Origin of the sequence: Flavobacterium sp. (assembly GCF_027531705.1) — a bacterium.
Classification (GTDB): Bacteria; Bacteroidota; Bacteroidia; order Flavobacteriales; family Flavobacteriaceae; genus Flavobacterium.
The window spans coordinates 34,810-50,836 of sequence record NZ_JAPZSP010000039.1 but is presented as its reverse complement, the minus strand read 5'-3'; the positions used below and the strand labels follow the sequence as shown (position 1 = coordinate 50,836).

Here is a 16,027-nt window from a genome sequence, read left to right as displayed (position 1 = left end):
ACAAGAGAAGTTTTTAAAAAGATTTGTCTTTGTAGAAACCAACCAACAAATTCACATATTTGCTATAACTTTCCATACCATCTTTTTGTTGATTTAGTTTTAAAAACTGATCATAAAAAGCATGAAAACCTTTGTCAATTATAGTGTCGTATTGTTTCCAAAAAGCTTCACTTTCTTTAAAGTTTTCTAGAATTCCAGGATTTAGTTTCTTTAAAAATACTTCTGTTTTGGTTTCGTTCAATGCATTTATATTTCGCAAACAATAGCGTAAAGCTGCTGTATAGGCTGAATATTGAAAATATAAATCATCATTTTTTGTACAAGCCAAAAAGCCAATAAAATTGCATTCACTTTCGCTTCCAAAGCCTATTTGATGCGCCATTTCGTGACAAATCACATTAGGAAAACCATACATCGGGATTTTAGCATTGACTTGTGCTTCATTCGTAAACGGATTTAAATAACCTCCAAATCCCATGTAGGTTAATGGCAAACTAAACAAAGATTTTTTTCGACTCGGAATTTCATATTCAAAAAAAGGATATTGTTTTGCCAAATTGGAATAACCATTTTCAGTCATTTTATAAATCACTTCTTGCGAATAAGGATTAGTAACTTTTAGGTTTTTATCTTTCGTAATTTGAAATTGAATTTCATTCGTTTTTGCAATCAATTTATTGGTAAATGCGTGTAAATCTTCTTGAGTATAATCGCGTTCAATTTTCATTTTTTCAAATAATGGAACACGATAATAATTCAATGCCCAAAGCAAATGAAACAGAAAATAAACAACCGAAAGAACGCTTGTAATTTTCAACAAATTGGTTTTCCAATCCAATCGCCAAGATTTTCTAGTTTTCCAAATTTTGAATAGCAGAAAAACAATCAAAATTCCATAAATAACATCACCAACCGAAAACGGAATTTGACCCAAAGTAGTTCTCAAAATTTTAGAAATAAAAACATATAAACCATTGCTATAAAAGCGTTCAACAACTTCTGGGAAAAAAGCAATTATCTTCAGAAAAATAATCTGAACAATTAGAAATAGTGGAAGAATGTATTTTCGTTTCACGTCTTAAATTTGCTATAAAAATACTTATAAATCAGTAACTCGTAATTCTTTTTTTGTAAATTTGTAATGTAAATTATTATATTATGGAATATATTGCTGATAGAATAACAATTGATGCTGATCTTTGTAACGGTAAACCAACGATAAGAGGTAAAAGAATTACTGTAAATACAATTCTGGGTTTTTTGAGTGCTGGCGAAACTAGAGAGGAAATCTTGTTACAATATCCTAGTATTGAAAATGAAGATATAGATGCTTGTTTGAAGTTTGCATCAGATTTAATGAATAGAAACTTTACAATTAGAACAGTTGCATAGATGTTGAAATTTTTAATAGATGCTAATTTGCCAGTTTATTTGTCAACTTGGAATACTAATGAGTTTATTCATCAAAAGACTATAAATGATGAATGGAAGGATTCTCAAATATGGCAGTATGCGATGGAAAATAATTTGACTATTATTACTAAAGATATTGACTTTTCCAATAGAATATTGTTTCATAATCCTCCTCCAAAAGTAATTCACATTCGATATGGCAATATGAAAATGAAACCTTTTTATGAAAATATTTCATTAGTTTGGGATAAAATTATCGAAATGAATTCTAATCATAAATTAGTAAATGTTTTTACAGATAGAATTGAAGGAATTGAATAAATATATAAATTAATAAAATCACAATTTAGTGAAATTTCACAATACAATTAATTTGTGAAAATTCGTGAAATTGGTGTCTAAAAAACAACAATGAGTCAAGAAATCAGAAACCTCGAGCCAAAAGTGCTTTGGAATAAATTTGCCGATTTAAACGCTGTTCCGCGTCCGTCCAAAAAAGAAGAACGTGTAATTGAGTTTATGAAAAACTTCGGAAACAGTCTAGGATTAGAAACGTTTGAAGACGAAATCCGAAACGTAATCATTCGCAAACCTGCAACTGCCGGAATGGAAAACCGCAAACCAATTGTCTTACAAGGGCATTTGGATATGGTGCACCAAAAAAATAACGATACCAATTTCGATTTCTTAACACAAGGAATCGATATGTTTGTTGATGGTGACTGGGTAAAAGCTCGCGGAACAACACTTGGTGCTGACAACGGACTTGGAGTTGCTGCTATTATGGCCATTTTGGAAAGTAAAGACATTCCACATCCTGCTATTGACGCACTTTTTACCATTGATGAAGAAACCGGAATGACAGGTGCTTTAAACCTAAAAGGTGGCGTTTTGAAAGGTGAAATTCTTTTAAATTTAGATACCGAAGAAGACGATGAAATCGACATTGGTTGCGCTGGTGGAGTAGATGTTACTGCTACAAGAACCTACCACGAAGAAGAAACACCGGAAGCTTCTGTTGGTTACACGATTACCGTAAAAGGATTGAATGGTGGTCATTCAGGAATGGATATTCACAAAGGTTTGGGAAATGCTAACAAAATCATGAACCGTTTATTGTTTGACGGATTTGAGAATTTTGGACTTCAAATTGCCGAAATATCAGGTGGAAGTTTGCGTAATGCAATTCCGCGTGAAAGTGTTGCCAAAGTGATTATTGCGTCTATGTATGACGAAGCTTTTGTATTCGATATGCAAGAAGTGATTACTGATATCAAAGCCGAATTTAAAACAACAGAACCAAATCTTACAATTGAAATTGTAAAAGCTGATTTACCTTCCAAAGTAATGGAATTGGGCGTTCAAGAAGGTTTGCTTCGTGGAATTTATGCTGCTCATAACGGTGTTTACAGAATGAGTGCCGATATGGAAGATTTAGTAGAAACATCAAATAATATCGCTAGAGTAGTGGTAAAAGATGGTGAAATTTCGATTCAAAATTTAACGCGTTCATCTGTTGAAAGTTCTAAATTTGATTTGGCAAATGCCTTGCGTTCGGCTTATGAATTGTTTGGTTGCGAAGTTGAATTTGGCGGAAGCTATCCAGGTTGGACACCAAATCCTAAATCGGAAATATTGGATGTTTTGGTATCGATTTACGAAAAACAAAACGGAACAAAACCAAACGTTGTAGCCTGTCACGCAGGATTAGAATGTGGAATTCTAGGAACCAATTACCCAGGAATGGACATGATTTCATTTGGACCAACCATTCACGGAGCACACAGTCCAGATGAAAGAGCGAATATTGCTTCTTCTCAAAAATTCTGGAAGTTCTTGTTGGAGATTTTAGCTTCGATTCCTGAAAAAAAATAGAGAAAAGAAAATAGAAACCTCGTTTAGAAATAGACGAGGTTTTTTTTAATTCAAATTTTTTCTAAAAACATTTGGTGTAATTCCGGTTTTCTTTTTAAACAATCGAGTAAAATAGGAGTAATCATCAAAACCTAATTCATCAGCAATTTGATTGACGGATTGTGTTGGGTTTGTTAAAAGGCGTTTGCTTTCAAGAACAATCCGATTAGTAATAATTTCAGTAACGGTTTGATTTAAAGTCTCTTTGCAAATCCGATTTAAATGTTTTAAAGTGATATTCATAGCATCAGCATAAAAAGAGGGTGATTTTTCTAGTTTATAATACTGTTCCAAAAGCTGTTCTAATTGATGGATTTTATAATTATACGAATGCGAAATATGTTTGGAAACTAAAAGATATTTTCTTGATATTTCTATGTGAATACAATCCAAAAGATTTAATAGTTTGTCTGTTTTCTTTGGAAGATTAATTTGACTTTCAACAATCATTAAATCAAAAAGAGGTTTAATTTTATTTACTTCATTTTCATCCAAAACAATTTCGGGTTGGTTCATCACCGATTGATAAAATGGATAATCTTCCACTTTTTTATTGCCAAAATATAAATTATAAATTTCTTGTGAATAGAAGAAAATATACCCGTCAATATCTTCTGATAATTGCCAATTGTGGATTTGTCCTGGTTGCAACACAAATAAACTTCCAGGTTTAATGTTGTATCGGGTAAAATCAATTTCGTGTTTTCCAGTTCCTCGGGTAAACAAGACTAATAAATAAAAGTTGTGACGATGAGGTTTTTCGATAAAGCTATGTGCTTTTAGATGATTGGTAAATGTGTTGATATACAGTTCGTTTTTACCTAAATCAGTTTTAAAGTTATCAATGCTGTAAACTGGGTGCTGTTTCAAAATGTCTTTTTTGTGCTATTATTTGCGAATATACAAAACAAAACAATTCAATATCTATATTAACTTTGTCAAAAAAAATGTTGAATAGTTTATATCATATTTTTCGAAACGAATGTCCCAATTGCCTTAAAGGAAAAGTTTTTGCCGATAAAAGTTTTTTTTTCAGTATCGGTTTCCCAAAAATGCACATCCATTGCAAAGAATGTAATTTTAAATTTGAAAAAGAACCAGGTTATTTTTTCGGTTCAATGTTTGTGAGTTATGGCGTATCTGTTCTAGAAGGGTTGGTAACTTACTTATGTATTCGTCCTTTTTTTGACAGTAATTTTGATTTTTGGATGTTCATAATTATTGCTGTTGTTTTGCTGAGTCTAACCTTTTTTAACATTCGATTTTCACGAATGATTTGGATTTATATGTTTAAGAATTATTCTATTTGATGTTTGGAAATTATAAACAAAAAAAGCGTTCTAATTTGAACGCTTTTTTTGTTTAATTTTTATATTTTTAATACGATTTTACGTTATATCAAAAATGACAATTTCGATGAAAAAAATAGTGCTTTTTGCAATGCTTTTTGGGTTTCTTTTTTCGTGTTCTAACAAAATAAAAAATGTCGAAAAAGCTTTCTATTACTGGAAAACTAATGAATATAGTTTGTATGGTGCCAACGATTCTATTCTCAAAAAAGTGGGAGCAACTAAACTTTATGTAAAGTTTTTTGAAGTCGAAAAAAATGAAGTTATGGGTTATATTCCGGTTGCCAAAACGCAGTTGAGTACTTATAATCAAGATTCTCTTACTATTATTCCAACTGTTTATATAAGAAATGAAGTTTTTCTAAAAAGTTCTAAAGGCAGTTTAGATACTTTAGCAGACAATGTCAACTTTTTGATAGACAAATACAGCAAAAATCGCCTTGATAGAGAAAATGGTTTTGCCGAATACCAAATGGACTGCGATTGGACTATCAATTCAAAAGAAAATTATTTCTACTTTTTGAAAAAACTAAAAGAAATTTCTAAAAAAGAGATCAGTTGCACTTTGCGATTGTATCCTTATAAATATCCTGATAAAATGGGAATTCCGCCAGTTGATAAGGTTACATTAATGTGTTATAATTTGATAAATCCTATTGAAAATCCGAAGAAAAATTCGATTTTAGATGTGGAAGAATTGGCAAGTTATTTGAATGTAAAAACCAAATATCCTATTCATTTAGATATTGCTTTGCCCATTTATTCGTGGATGCAAGTTTACCAGAATGATCGTTTTGTAAAAGTGATTTACAATAATCATGGTTATATCAAAAAGCATTTGAAAGCCACCAAACCACTTTGGTATGAACTAACTGAAGATGTAGAACTTGATGATATTTACTTGCGTGTTGGTGACAAAATAAAGTATGAAGAAATCACAGCTGACGAAATCGAAAAAGCAATAGAAATTATTAAGAAAAAAGTTGTTTTTGACGATACAACTACCGTAACTTTATTCCATCTTGACAATGAACAAATTAAACAATTCAGTAATGAAGAAATTGCTCGTTTTTACGCTGATTTTAGTAAGTAATCACTTTTTTGCTTGCGGTTTTTATCCGTATGGTGAAGATGTTAGGATGCGTTTTCTAAATCCAGATTTATTTAAGTATAAAACCTATTCTGAATTCAATTATTCAGCGTCGCTTTTTTATCCTGTTTATAATGATTTATATGGTGAAAATGGTATTCAACCCAACGACAAATTATGGTTTGATTACTGCAATAGAAAAGTGGATTATGCTTCGATAAGTACCGCTTTGTTTGAACTTTCAAGCGAATCAATTACGGCTGATTCTGATAATAAAATGATTCAGTATTTGTATAAAATGAAAGATTTGGAAGCTATAAATTATTTGATTTTTGCTAAAAATTGTGAATCGTTCAATGCTTTTTTTGAAGATCCATGGGAAAGAACTGAAGTTGTTCCTGTAAAAGAAAGAACGCAACTTATTGACAAAGCAACACAATTATCTAAATCGGTAAAAAGCGAAATTTTGAAAAAAAGATATGCTTTTTTGGCAATTAGATTGGCGTTTTATAATGATGATAAAGATAGAATAGTTGATTTGTACAAAACCAATTTTTCGACAGATAAAGAAAAAACAATTCTGAATTATTGGAGTATGTATTTCCGAATTTTTGCTGAAAAGGATAATGAACTTAAAAGTTTTTATGCTGCACAAGTTTATGCAAATGCACCCGACAAACGATTTGTAGTATTTGGTAGTTTTGACAGAAAAGCAAAAATCGAATCTATTTTGAAATTTGCCAAAACCAATGAAGAAAAAGCCAATGTTTATCTACTTGCAGGAATTTTGAAAGTTGATAAAGCATTCGATTATATCAAGAAAGTGTATGAATTAAATCCTAAAAGTGATGGTTTGAGCTTCATGCTTTTGCGCGAAATAAATAAAATCGAAGATTGGGTTTTTACACCGTATTATACAATGTTTAGTCCATCAATTCAAACTAATTATTGGTATGATGCAGAAAGTGTTTTTTCGCTAAAAAATATTCAAAAAAGAGTTGCTAAAGATAGAAAGTATGCATCGAAATTAGAAAAATTTATTGCTTCAAACGATTTTTCCAAAACTGAAAATCCAGCATTATGGTCGATTGCTCAAGCGCATTTGCTTTTTACATCTGAAAAATATGAATCAAGTTTGAATTTAATTGCTCAATTTGAGAAAAAACTTGACAAAACAGATGCAGTTTACAAACAATTACAATTGATAAAAGCACTTAATTTAACAGCAAATCAAAGTGTTAACAATGCTATTATTAAAGACAAAGTGAAAGAAATTTTACTTGAAAATGGAACTAGCAAACAATTCATTTTTGCCATTGGAAGAGAATTAGAATACAAAAAGAATTATGTTGATGCTGCCGTTTTATATTCAAAATTATTGGATATTGAAAACATGTATTTTGTTTGGAAATCAGACAGAAACAAGCAAGCTTCCTATCGTGATTATTTTTACAATTATTACCAATATATTGATGTTTACTATAGTGCAAATGAAGTTGAAAAACTCATTACTAATGTAAAAGAAAATGCTTCAAAAACTGATAAATTTTCTGTTTGGGCATATAATTATATTAAAAATGAGAATTCAAAACTTTATGATTTATTGGGTACAATGTATATTAGGAAAGATGATTTGAAAACAGCTTTGAGCAATTTCAATAAAGTTGAGGTTGGCTATTGGAATGATTATTATTCGCTTTGGCAACGCAAAGATATTGAAGGCAATGTTTTTGACGAAAATCCATTTTTTACATTAAAATATACTTCTGATTTTATGCCTGAAAAAGAGAATTTTGTTGCCAATAAAATTTCAGTAACCAAACGATTGATTCAGTATTTAGAAAAAGCTACTAATCCAAATGAAAAAGACAGAGATTACTATTATTTTTTAGCAGCCAATTGCTATTATAATATGACAATAAACGGTAATGCTTGGATGATGCGACGCTTTGGAATTTCGGCTAATGATGTAGAACCTTTTCCAGAAGATCAAGAGGAATTTATTGGTGGAAATCTTGCAAAAAAATATTATTTATTAGCTTATTCAAATGCTAAAATAGATAAATTCAAAGCTTTGTGTTTGCGATTGGCCGGAAGATGCGAAAAGAATAAACTTGACTATAATTATGCTACAAAATACAAAGGCAATTTCGATTTTTATCAAGAGTATTTGTTAGGGAAAAATAGATATTATGGCGACTTGAAAACTAAATTTCCTGATTATTACGATGATTTAATGACAACAGGTTGCACTGTATTTGAAAATTATTATTCTGCCAGAAGATAAAAAAAAGCTCCGACAACAATCGGAGCTTTTCAACTTTAAACAAATAACAAAATTAATAACGGAACTATCAAACCAGCTAGTGCTAGTTTCCAGCCACGTTTTTTGAATGTGAACTTTCCTGCTGGTATCATAATCGCACCTGTTAGCGCAATTGTAATTAAGGATAATCCGAAAATATCGCTGTAATATATCCACCAATTGGATGTGTTTTTATGCAATTTCATCGTTTGGCTGATAATTGGCGTTTTCATGAATGTTACGATTTCACCTTTTCCGGTTTTCAAATCGATTTCGACATCATTGTTTTCAAAAGAAATTTTCAATTCGTCTTTTTTTACTTTGTGACGACGAATTTTATCCTCAATACCTAATTGTTTTCCGAGTTCTTCGGCATATTTTTCGGTAATTTCTTTGTCTTTCGGAATGCTAACTTCTATGGCTTTAGTTTGAACCGTATATTTTTCGGGATGCCAATCTTCGCGATGGTTCATCAATATACCTGAAAAGGCAAACGAAATAATTAAGCCTATGTAAAAATAACCTAAATCACGGTGAATGTTTCTTGCTTTTAATGGTGAAATCATGGTTTTAGAATTTGTATTTTAATGAAGTTAGAATTTGTCTTGGCGCAATCGGATTAACACTATAATTTTCGTGAACGGTGTAATTCAATTCGTTTGTAATATTAGACAATTTGCACAACAATGTGATTTTTTTCCAATTATATCCAACAGAAAAATCAACAGTTGCATAGTCAGAAACCGAAACTTCTCTGTCATTAATACTCGATGCAAATGTTGTTGGATTAATAACTACTTGATTGTTCCAACCACCAACGCGCTTTCCAATATAGTTTCCAATGGCACCAAATGAAATTCCTTTTAATTTCCCGTTTGGTAAAGTGTAAAAGAAACTCATGTTTGCTGTATTTGCTGGTGTTCTAGTTAAACGGTCGCCTACAAAAAAACTTCCGTTTGTTCCCGATGTTTTGGTAAATCGCATGTCATTATAACTATAACCTGCATTAATGCTTAAACCTGTTATTGGTCTCGCAGTTAAGTCAATTTCAATCCCTTTGCTTTTGGTCTCGCCACTTAAAATTTTTACAGTTGTATCAGTATTTATAGAGCCATTTGCTTTAAATTCTGCAGTTTGTGCTAAATTATCATTAGTAATTTGATATAAAGTTACATTAGCACTAAATAAACCTTTCCAAAAATCATTTTTTACACCAACTTCATATTGTTTTATGATAGATGGATCTAATACATTTCCATCAACAGTTGTTCCAGTATTTGGTGTAAAAGAATCGGAGTAACTTGCAAAAACAGATGTTTGTTTGGTAGGTTGAAATATCAAACCGATTTTAGGAGAAAAAGCAACATCTTTTTGTTTTACGCCATCAGTAATTGTAATTATGTTGTTTTTTATGTCAGTAGTCATGGGTTGCGATTCTTGCCATGACCAACGAATACCTGCTAAAACTTTTATTTTTTCGGTAAGCGAAATTAAATCTTGTGCATACACACCAAATCGATTGGTTGTGGTTTTCACAATTTTTGATAATTCTGCATCAGGTATTCCTATTCCTTCTTTAAAGTTTTGAAAGTCAAAGATGTTTCCTGTACCATAAGTTGCTGGTGAGAAAGTAAAAGTATAAGCTTCTGCAAAAGAATTTTCAAAATCAACACCAGTAAATAGTTGATGTTTTATTTTACCAGTTTCAAAATTTCCTTGTAAACTTAGTTGTTGCGAAGCGATTTTTTCTTCATTTCTGTTTTGAGAAAGTCGTCGAGTCCAGTCGCCATCAATTTTTTCAAATCGTTCTGTTCCTTTCCAAGTTCTGATATAATCTTGGAAAGCAACATTGAAGTTTAATTTCCAATTGCTATTAAATTCATGTTTTACCAAACTCGAAATAGTGGCTTGCTTTGTTTGTCCGTTAGACCATGCTGCTCCTGTATATAAATTTCGTGGTAATTGAACAATTTCTTTTCCTGAAAAAGAGGTTCCAAAATCGGGTGTCCAATCATCATGTAAATAATCACCTTGAAGAGTTATTTCTGTTTTTTTGCTCAAAGCAAATAAGAATGATGGATTAAAATAATAACGCTCTTTCTTCACAACATCTCTAAAGCTTTCTGAGTTTTCGTACGAACCATTAAAACGATAGGCAATGGTTTTATTTATCGGTCCATAAAAATCTATTGATGGTTTATAAAAACTATAGCTTCCAGCTTGCATAGCAATTTCGCCACCTTTGGTAAATGAGGGTGTTTTGGTTACCATATTCAAAATTCCACCTGGTGCAACATTTCCATATAAAAGAGCTGAACTTCCTTTTAAAATCTCAATTTTTTCAAGCGAAATAACTTCTGGAATTGAACCACTGTTAAAACGGAAACCATTTTTGAATATATTATTGGCAGACATGTCATAACCTCTTGACCAAAATGATTCTTGCGCGCCACCACGTGCTGAACCAACGTAAACGCCATTAGCATTTTTTATAACATCACTAAGTCGGATAGATTGTTGTTGTTCGATAACAGTATTTCCAATAATTTGAAAACTTTGAGGCAAATCCATTGGCTTAATTCCAGAACGAATTATCGAAGGATTTTTTTGGTGATATGTTGTAATGCTGACTTCTTGTAAAGTACCACCTCTTTTTTTGACAGTATCATTTGAGGCATAAAGCTCCTCATAGTTTGTAGTTTCTTGTGAGAAACTTATAGTACTAATTAATAGTGCTAAGGTCGAAAGGGATTTGTATAGTTGCATTTATTTAGAATAATTAAAAATAAAATTGTTTTATGGTGCAAAGATAAATACGAAAAAAAGAAATAACAAGTTTATTTAGATTAAATATAAATAATATTTTTAAGAAATTGATTCTCTGTAAATTAGTAACAAAAAAAAACTCCAATGAAAATTGGAGCTTTGCAAAACAAAAAAACAGAAACAAATTAACTAAAGGCTAATTCCAAATAATACAATAGTTTATCTCATCATGTTTTAAAAATGGTTTTTTGGTTTGGTAGTCGATTAAGTCAATTAGTTCGTGTAACTCTTTTCTATTGACCAAAAGCATCAAATTACTTTGAAGTGTTGGAATCGGAATTTTCCTTTCATAAATAGAATTTTGATATTCTTTTTCCCAATACCCAATGTCAATTTGTTTTAAGAACTTTTGAAAACTAGCATATTCCGTTTGGGTTAGATTAAAGTTCAAGTTTTTATAGGTTAGTTGATAGTTTCCACAACCTTTCAACAAAACTAACATTCCGTTTTCTGTTTGTTTCAAAATGGTGAAATTGCAACACATAACTTTTTTTGTTAAAGATTAATTTTGGGTTTTATTTCGTCTTCCATACCAAATTAAGAATCCAGTTATGGGTAAACTTGCAATCAATAAACTAATTAAGAAAGCAAATGTTTTTCCGGCTAAACCAAAAACGGCTCCAGTATGAATGTCATAATTCATTCGTATTATTTTATCTGAATTGGAAGCATTTTCAAGTTTTCCATAAATATGATTTACTTCTTGTTCTTCTAAAGTATATTGATTGAAATAGCGATAGTCTGTTTTCCAATAAGTTCCATCGTCTAGATTTGCATTAGCCGCAATAGGTGATGTTGTAGTTTCAGGCGGATGAACTTCGATAGAAACAGCATTTGGGTATTCTTTTTGCATTAGCATATATATTTTGTCCAAATTGTTTTCGACAACACTAGAAACTGTGATTTCTTTTGAAGTTGGTTCTTCATATACCAATGATTTTTCGCCACCTAGTAAAGAATAATAACCATAAGCAAACCAAGGAAAACCCCAAACTAATCCTGTAATTGCAAAAATAAATGCAATTGACATAACATAAAAACCAGTAATGTTGTGCAAATCATAGTTTTTACGTTTCCATTTTATTCCTTCTTTCCATCGAAACCAAAAACGTTGTTTAGCAGCTTTTTTATTTTTAGGAAACCATAAAATAAATCCACTAATAATCATTATGATAAAAATTAATGTTGCAGAAGCAATTATTGTTTGACCAATTTCATGAGGCAACCAAAGGTAAAAATGGCCATCTAATATCCAACGAAAAAAACCAGAATACATATCATTTACCTCTAAAACTTCTCCAGAATACGGATTGATATGTACTATCTTATAATAATTATTTTTTTCTTTATTTTCATCATAATGAAAGAAAATAGCTTCTGCCGATTTTTTTCTTCCTTTATATTGAATGGCATGCAAAGTTTTATTAGGAAGTTCTTTTCGAGCAATAACTTCTAATTTTGAAGGAAGTAGGAAAGGTGCATTTTGCTTTTCAACAAAACGATAGTCTTCGGTTATGTTTTGTATTTCTTCCTGAAAAGCATAAAAACAACCCGTAATAGCAATTATGAAAACAATGATACCCGAAGTTAAACCAAGCCAAAGATGGATATTTCGTATTATTTTTTTAAAGGTGTTTTTTTTCATTTTAAAATGGTAAAACTCCCCACCAAGATGAGGAGCTTAATTATAAACTAAACAAAATAATTCTTAAAATTTATATGTTAAAGCAGCTGTTAAACTTCTTAAACGCTGTGGTGTAACTGTTGACCAACCTGAATAATATTTCTCGTTTAAAAGGTTGTTTACTTTTAATGTTATATTAAATTTTTCTTCATTATACGATAATGAACTATTAAGTACAGTATAGCTTGGTAGTGCAAAAGTTCCTATGTTTCTTCTATTAAGTGTTTTATATTCACTTGCATAGTTTCCGCCAAAACCTATTCCAAAACCTTTAAGTTTTCCAGAAGTTAAAGCATAGTTTGCCCATAGGTTTGCTAACGTTTCAGAACCCGCAGATTCTGTTCGCAATCCTAAGTATGAATCATCAAGAATATCTCTAGTAACTTCATTTTTATTGTTACTGTAACCAGCAATAATATTTAATCCTTTAGTTGGATTTACAATTACACTTGCTTCAACACCTTTGCTGTTTACTTCGCCACCTTGTAATGCAGTTGTGAATGCAGCATCGTTCATAATCTTATTTTTTACATCTATATTGTAGTAACTAATAGTTGCCGAAATGATGTTTTTGTATAGGTTGGTTTTAAATCCAAATTCATATTGATTTGCTTGTTCAGGATCGTATGTTACAATGCTCTCATTTCCTGAAATTGGGTCAACAATAGTTGATGGTAAAACGTTTACAAAACCATTCATATAGTTAGCAAATGCCGAAACTTTGTTTTTTATTAATTGGTAAACAGCACCAAACTTTGGAGAAAAGGTGAGTTGGCTTTTATCGCCTTTTTCTTCAAAAGATTTAAAATGATCTGCTCTTAAACTTGCCATCACAGAAAAATTATCAGTAATATTCAAAACATCTGAAAAATACGCACTTTTAACTTGATTTTCTGCTGTTGAATTTCCTTCAAATGAACCAACTAATAATTTATCAACTCCAGCTTGGGTTAAATCTCCAGTGTCTTTTTTATTTACAAGAGAAACAATACCATTTCCAACCCAACCTGAACTTCCATTTTGTATTTTGTAATTCAATAAATCAAATCCAATTACTACTCTGTTTCGTAATTTTCCAATTTTGAAGTCTCCAATAAAATTTTGTTGAATATCTGTTGCATTTGTTTCTCCATTTCTTTTTGAAATATATCGAGTAAATTCATCACCATTGGCAGAATCCCATAGATACGAATAATATCCATCTGTTTTGCTAGCACTTCTAGAAAGTACCGTTTGTGATGTCCATGAGCTAGATAGTTTATAAAACATTTGCGTTTGCATATTAAACGTTGGGTTGCTAATCGTTAGATCATTTGATGTATATGATTTTTCATAATTTTGTTCAAATAAGTCCATTGTGTTAAATGAAAGTGCAGAATATCTACTCAAAAAAATCATTGGAGCATTTGCAGAGTTTCTATTAGAAAATTCTGTGTTTATTAAGAATGAAAGTTTATCATTTACTTTGTAACTTAATGAAGGAGCAAAGAACAATGATTTGCTATAACCTGCATCTTGAAACGAATTTTCTTTTTGGTAAGCCGAATTTACACGTAATGAAATACCTTCTTTAAGTGGCATATTTACATCTGCAGTAATTCTGTCTAAACCATAACTTCCAGAGTTATAACCGATTTCTCCTCCAAAAGTTTCGTGTGGTTTTTTAGTAACAATGTTTATTAATCCACCATATGATATTAAGCTACTGCCAAACAAAGTTCCAGATGGTCCTTTTATAACTTCAATATTATCAACGTTTGCAGGATCAATACTTCCATTATTTATACCTGGTAATCCATTTATCATAGTTGGTTGAACTGCAAATCCTCTCATTGAAAAGTATTCTGCTCCATCGCCACCACGACCAGTTGATTCCCATAATCTGCTAACACCAGTTGCATTTTTTAACGCATCATTAAAATTAGTAACTGCTTGTTCTTTTAACAATTCACTCGTTACTGTGTTGTAAACTTGTGGGTTTTCAATATTATTTAGTGGCATTTTAGAGACAGTTGTACTTTTTTCTCTCTTGTACTTTTGTTGATTTTTTACAACAATTTCTTTTAAGTTTTGAATACTATCTTTGCTCTTTTGTTTTGTTTCCTGTGAGTAAGTTGAATAAGCAAGTAGTAATAAGGGTAAGTAAAATTTTAAGTTCTTCATTTTTATTTAGATTAATTAAAAATAGTGTTGCAAATATAAATACCAAATTTGAATTTGCAAAGTTTATTTAGATTAAATATAAATAATGTTTTTAACGATTTGATTTACTGAAAAATACAAACAAAAAAAACTTGCCTAAAGAGCAAGTTTAAAATAATAAATTGGATTTTAGTTACTTTTTCTTAGCCAAAAGATAGGTGTCTGAACTAGCTTTTCCGTTTTGTTTTCCAGAAATGGTTGCCTGAATGCTATTATTCTTTTTCAAGTTATACTGAATTTTGGCAGGAAATGGATATTTAGGATTTTCAAAAACAACCAAACTATCTTCATCAGTTGTCATTTGATAGGGAATTGGTTCGTCGTTATTTTCTCCTTTAATGGTAGCAGAATAAATCAAATGTTCGCCAGTTTGCATCAACTCAATTTTTTCATTGTGAAGCGTGTCTTTTTTGTTTATGATATAGTAAGATTCGCCCACATAAGTGCTATCATCGTATTCGGTCCAAATTTCTTTTAGCGTGCCCAAACTATCTGTTTTTTCCCATTCGCCAAGTAACCAATTAGCTTTTTCTAACTCGTCATAATCTTTTATAAGGTTGCCTTGCGCATCATATTTTTTGCACGAAATAATGGAAAGTAGCAGTAGTGCAACAATTGAAAAATGTATTTTTTTCATTCTTAAAATATTAATTAGTTTTTTTCATTGGAAAAAGTTCACTCATTTTTTTACCATCTTTTTTTCCATAAATTACAGCTACTAAACTGTCATTTGTAATTTTAGTATAAACAATTTTAGTCGGAAAATCATGTTTTGGATTCTCAAAAACCAACTCTTTTTCACTCGATTTGGTCATATAAAACGAAACAGGTTTTTCTTTATTTTGATCTTTCACAGAAACTATATAAATCAAAGAATTATTCGTTTCAACTAAATCAATTTTTTCATAAAAAACAGTATCTTTTTCAACAATTACAAAGCTTTCGGCAAAATAAGAACTGTCATTTTTCTGACTCCAAATTTCTTTAAAAATCGCCCCTTTTGAGTTGTTTTCCCAATTTCCCAAAAACCAGCTAGCTTTTTTTAGTTGATTGTATTCTTTTATCGAATTTTCTTTTTCATCTTGTTTTTTACAAGAAATAATAATGGTTACTGAAAATAAAAAAAGTAAGAATGACTGAGTTGACTTCATAAATAGATGTTTTTTGAAAAAGTAAAAATAGTAAAAATACCAGCTTAAACAGTATATTTTGTTCATGAAATTTCACACAATACTAATTTGTGC

The 16,027-nt window shown here is 30.6% G+C and carries 14 protein-coding genes; 5 read left to right on the top strand and 9 right to left on the bottom strand.

Translation table 11 applies throughout. The features are described from left to right. Nucleotides 1–13: 13 nt before the first annotated feature. Nucleotides 14–1,075 (bottom strand): DUF3810 domain-containing protein, encoded by a 1,062-nt coding sequence (locus tag O9267_RS13475; protein ID WP_298180434.1) that lies wholly within the window; start codon nucleotides 1,073–1,075, stop codon nucleotides 14–16. Between the two features lie 83 nt (nucleotides 1,076–1,158). On the opposite strand from O9267_RS13475, the gene O9267_RS13470 reads away from it, so the two are divergent. From O9267_RS13470 to O9267_RS13460, 3 genes are all read left to right on the top strand, one after another. Next, nucleotides 1,159–1,392 carry a DUF433 domain-containing protein gene (locus O9267_RS13470; RefSeq protein WP_298180432.1) on the top strand — a complete coding sequence of 78 codons (234 nt, stop codon included), beginning with the start codon at nucleotides 1,159–1,161 and terminating at the stop codon, nucleotides 1,390–1,392. After that, a complete protein-coding gene (locus tag O9267_RS13465; protein ID WP_298180430.1) occupies nucleotides 1,393–1,734 on the top strand; it encodes a DUF5615 family PIN-like protein in 342 nt (113 codons plus the stop codon). A 90-nt stretch (nucleotides 1,735–1,824) separates the two neighbouring features. Then, nucleotides 1,825–3,288 (top strand): aminoacyl-histidine dipeptidase, encoded by a 1,464-nt coding sequence (locus tag O9267_RS13460; protein ID WP_298180428.1) that lies wholly within the window; start codon nucleotides 1,825–1,827, stop codon nucleotides 3,286–3,288. Between the two features lie 45 nt (nucleotides 3,289–3,333). On the opposite strand, the gene O9267_RS13455 is transcribed toward O9267_RS13460, so the two are convergent. Next, entirely contained in the window at nucleotides 3,334–4,197 is an 864-nt protein-coding gene (locus tag O9267_RS13455) for an AraC family transcriptional regulator (protein ID WP_298180425.1), read from the bottom strand. A 546-nt stretch (nucleotides 4,198–4,743) separates the two neighbouring features. On the opposite strand from O9267_RS13455, the gene O9267_RS13450 reads away from it, so the two are divergent. Both O9267_RS13450 and O9267_RS13445 read left to right on the top strand, forming a co-directional pair. Continuing rightward, entirely contained in the window at nucleotides 4,744–5,769 is a 1,026-nt protein-coding gene (locus tag O9267_RS13450) for a hypothetical protein (RefSeq protein ID WP_298180423.1), read from the top strand. Beyond that, nucleotides 5,729–8,053 carry a hypothetical protein gene (locus O9267_RS13445; RefSeq protein WP_298180422.1) on the top strand — a complete coding sequence of 775 codons (2,325 nt, stop codon included), beginning with the start codon at nucleotides 5,729–5,731 and terminating at the stop codon, nucleotides 8,051–8,053. Before O9267_RS13450 ends, O9267_RS13445 begins: the two co-directional genes overlap by 41 nt. Before the next feature lie 35 nt (nucleotides 8,054–8,088). Here O9267_RS13445 and O9267_RS13440 read toward each other — a convergent pair whose 3' ends face one another. The 7 genes from O9267_RS13440 to O9267_RS13410 all read right to left on the bottom strand — a co-directional run bounded on the left by O9267_RS13440 (nucleotide 8,089) and on the right by O9267_RS13410 (nucleotide 15,934). Next, nucleotides 8,089–8,637: a PepSY-associated TM helix domain-containing protein gene (locus O9267_RS13440; protein ID WP_298180420.1), complete on the bottom strand. Its 549-nt coding sequence runs from the start codon at nucleotides 8,635–8,637 to the stop codon at nucleotides 8,089–8,091. 4 nt (nucleotides 8,638–8,641) lie between these two features. Continuing rightward, nucleotides 8,642–10,837 carry a TonB-dependent siderophore receptor gene (locus tag O9267_RS13435; protein WP_298180418.1) on the bottom strand — a complete coding sequence of 732 codons (2,196 nt, stop codon included), beginning with the start codon at nucleotides 10,835–10,837 and terminating at the stop codon, nucleotides 8,642–8,644. A gap of 196 nt (nucleotides 10,838–11,033) precedes the next feature. Further along, on the bottom strand, nucleotides 11,034–11,381 hold the full coding sequence (locus O9267_RS13430) for a DUF6686 family protein (protein WP_298180416.1): 348 nt from the start codon (nucleotides 11,379–11,381) through the stop codon (nucleotides 11,034–11,036). Between the two features lie 18 nt (nucleotides 11,382–11,399). Further along, nucleotides 11,400–12,542, bottom strand: coding sequence for a PepSY-associated TM helix domain-containing protein (locus O9267_RS13425; RefSeq protein ID WP_298180414.1), 1,143 nt, complete (start codon nucleotides 12,540–12,542; stop codon nucleotides 11,400–11,402). Between the two features lie 63 nt (nucleotides 12,543–12,605). Then, entirely contained in the window at nucleotides 12,606–14,744 is a 2,139-nt protein-coding gene (locus O9267_RS13420; RefSeq protein ID WP_298180412.1) for a TonB-dependent siderophore receptor, read from the bottom strand. A gap of 172 nt (nucleotides 14,745–14,916) precedes the next feature. Continuing rightward, nucleotides 14,917–15,420: a DUF6265 family protein gene (locus O9267_RS13415; protein WP_298180410.1), complete on the bottom strand. Its 504-nt coding sequence runs from the start codon at nucleotides 15,418–15,420 to the stop codon at nucleotides 14,917–14,919. Nucleotides 15,421–15,430: 10 nt separating this feature from the next. Further along, entirely contained in the window at nucleotides 15,431–15,934 is a 504-nt protein-coding gene (locus O9267_RS13410) for a DUF6265 family protein (RefSeq protein ID WP_298180409.1), read from the bottom strand. Between the last annotated feature and the right edge of the window lie 93 nt (nucleotides 15,935–16,027).

Bases quoted from the DNA above. Each gene is read 5' to 3' on its own strand.
- O9267_RS13435 (WP_298180418.1), bottom strand. From the start codon at position 10,837: ATGCAACTATACAAATCCCTTTCGACCTTAGCACTATTAATTAGTACT.
- O9267_RS13450 (WP_298180423.1), top strand. From the start codon at position 4,744: ATGAAAAAAATAGTGCTTTTTGCAATGCTTTTTGGGTTTCTTTTTTCG.
- O9267_RS13430 (WP_298180416.1), bottom strand. From the start codon at position 11,381: ATGTGTTGCAATTTCACCATTTTGAAACAAACAGAAAACGGAATGTTA.
- O9267_RS13410 (WP_298180409.1), bottom strand. From the start codon at position 15,934: ATGAAGTCAACTCAGTCATTCTTACTTTTTTTATTTTCAGTAACCATT.
- O9267_RS13445 (WP_298180422.1), top strand. From the start codon at position 5,729: ATGAAGAAATTGCTCGTTTTTACGCTGATTTTAGTAAGTAATCACTTT.
- O9267_RS13470 (WP_298180432.1), top strand. From the start codon at position 1,159: ATGGAATATATTGCTGATAGAATAACAATTGATGCTGATCTTTGTAAC.
- O9267_RS13415 (WP_298180410.1), bottom strand. From the start codon at position 15,420: ATGAAAAAAATACATTTTTCAATTGTTGCACTACTGCTACTTTCCATT.
- O9267_RS13465 (WP_298180430.1), top strand. From the start codon at position 1,393: ATGTTGAAATTTTTAATAGATGCTAATTTGCCAGTTTATTTGTCAACT.
- O9267_RS13440 (WP_298180420.1), bottom strand. From the start codon at position 8,637: ATGATTTCACCATTAAAAGCAAGAAACATTCACCGTGATTTAGGTTAT.
- O9267_RS13460 (WP_298180428.1), top strand. From the start codon at position 1,825: ATGAGTCAAGAAATCAGAAACCTCGAGCCAAAAGTGCTTTGGAATAAA.
- O9267_RS13420 (WP_298180412.1), bottom strand. From the start codon at position 14,744: ATGAAGAACTTAAAATTTTACTTACCCTTATTACTACTTGCTTATTCA.
- O9267_RS13425 (WP_298180414.1), bottom strand. From the start codon at position 12,542: ATGAAAAAAAACACCTTTAAAAAAATAATACGAAATATCCATCTTTGG.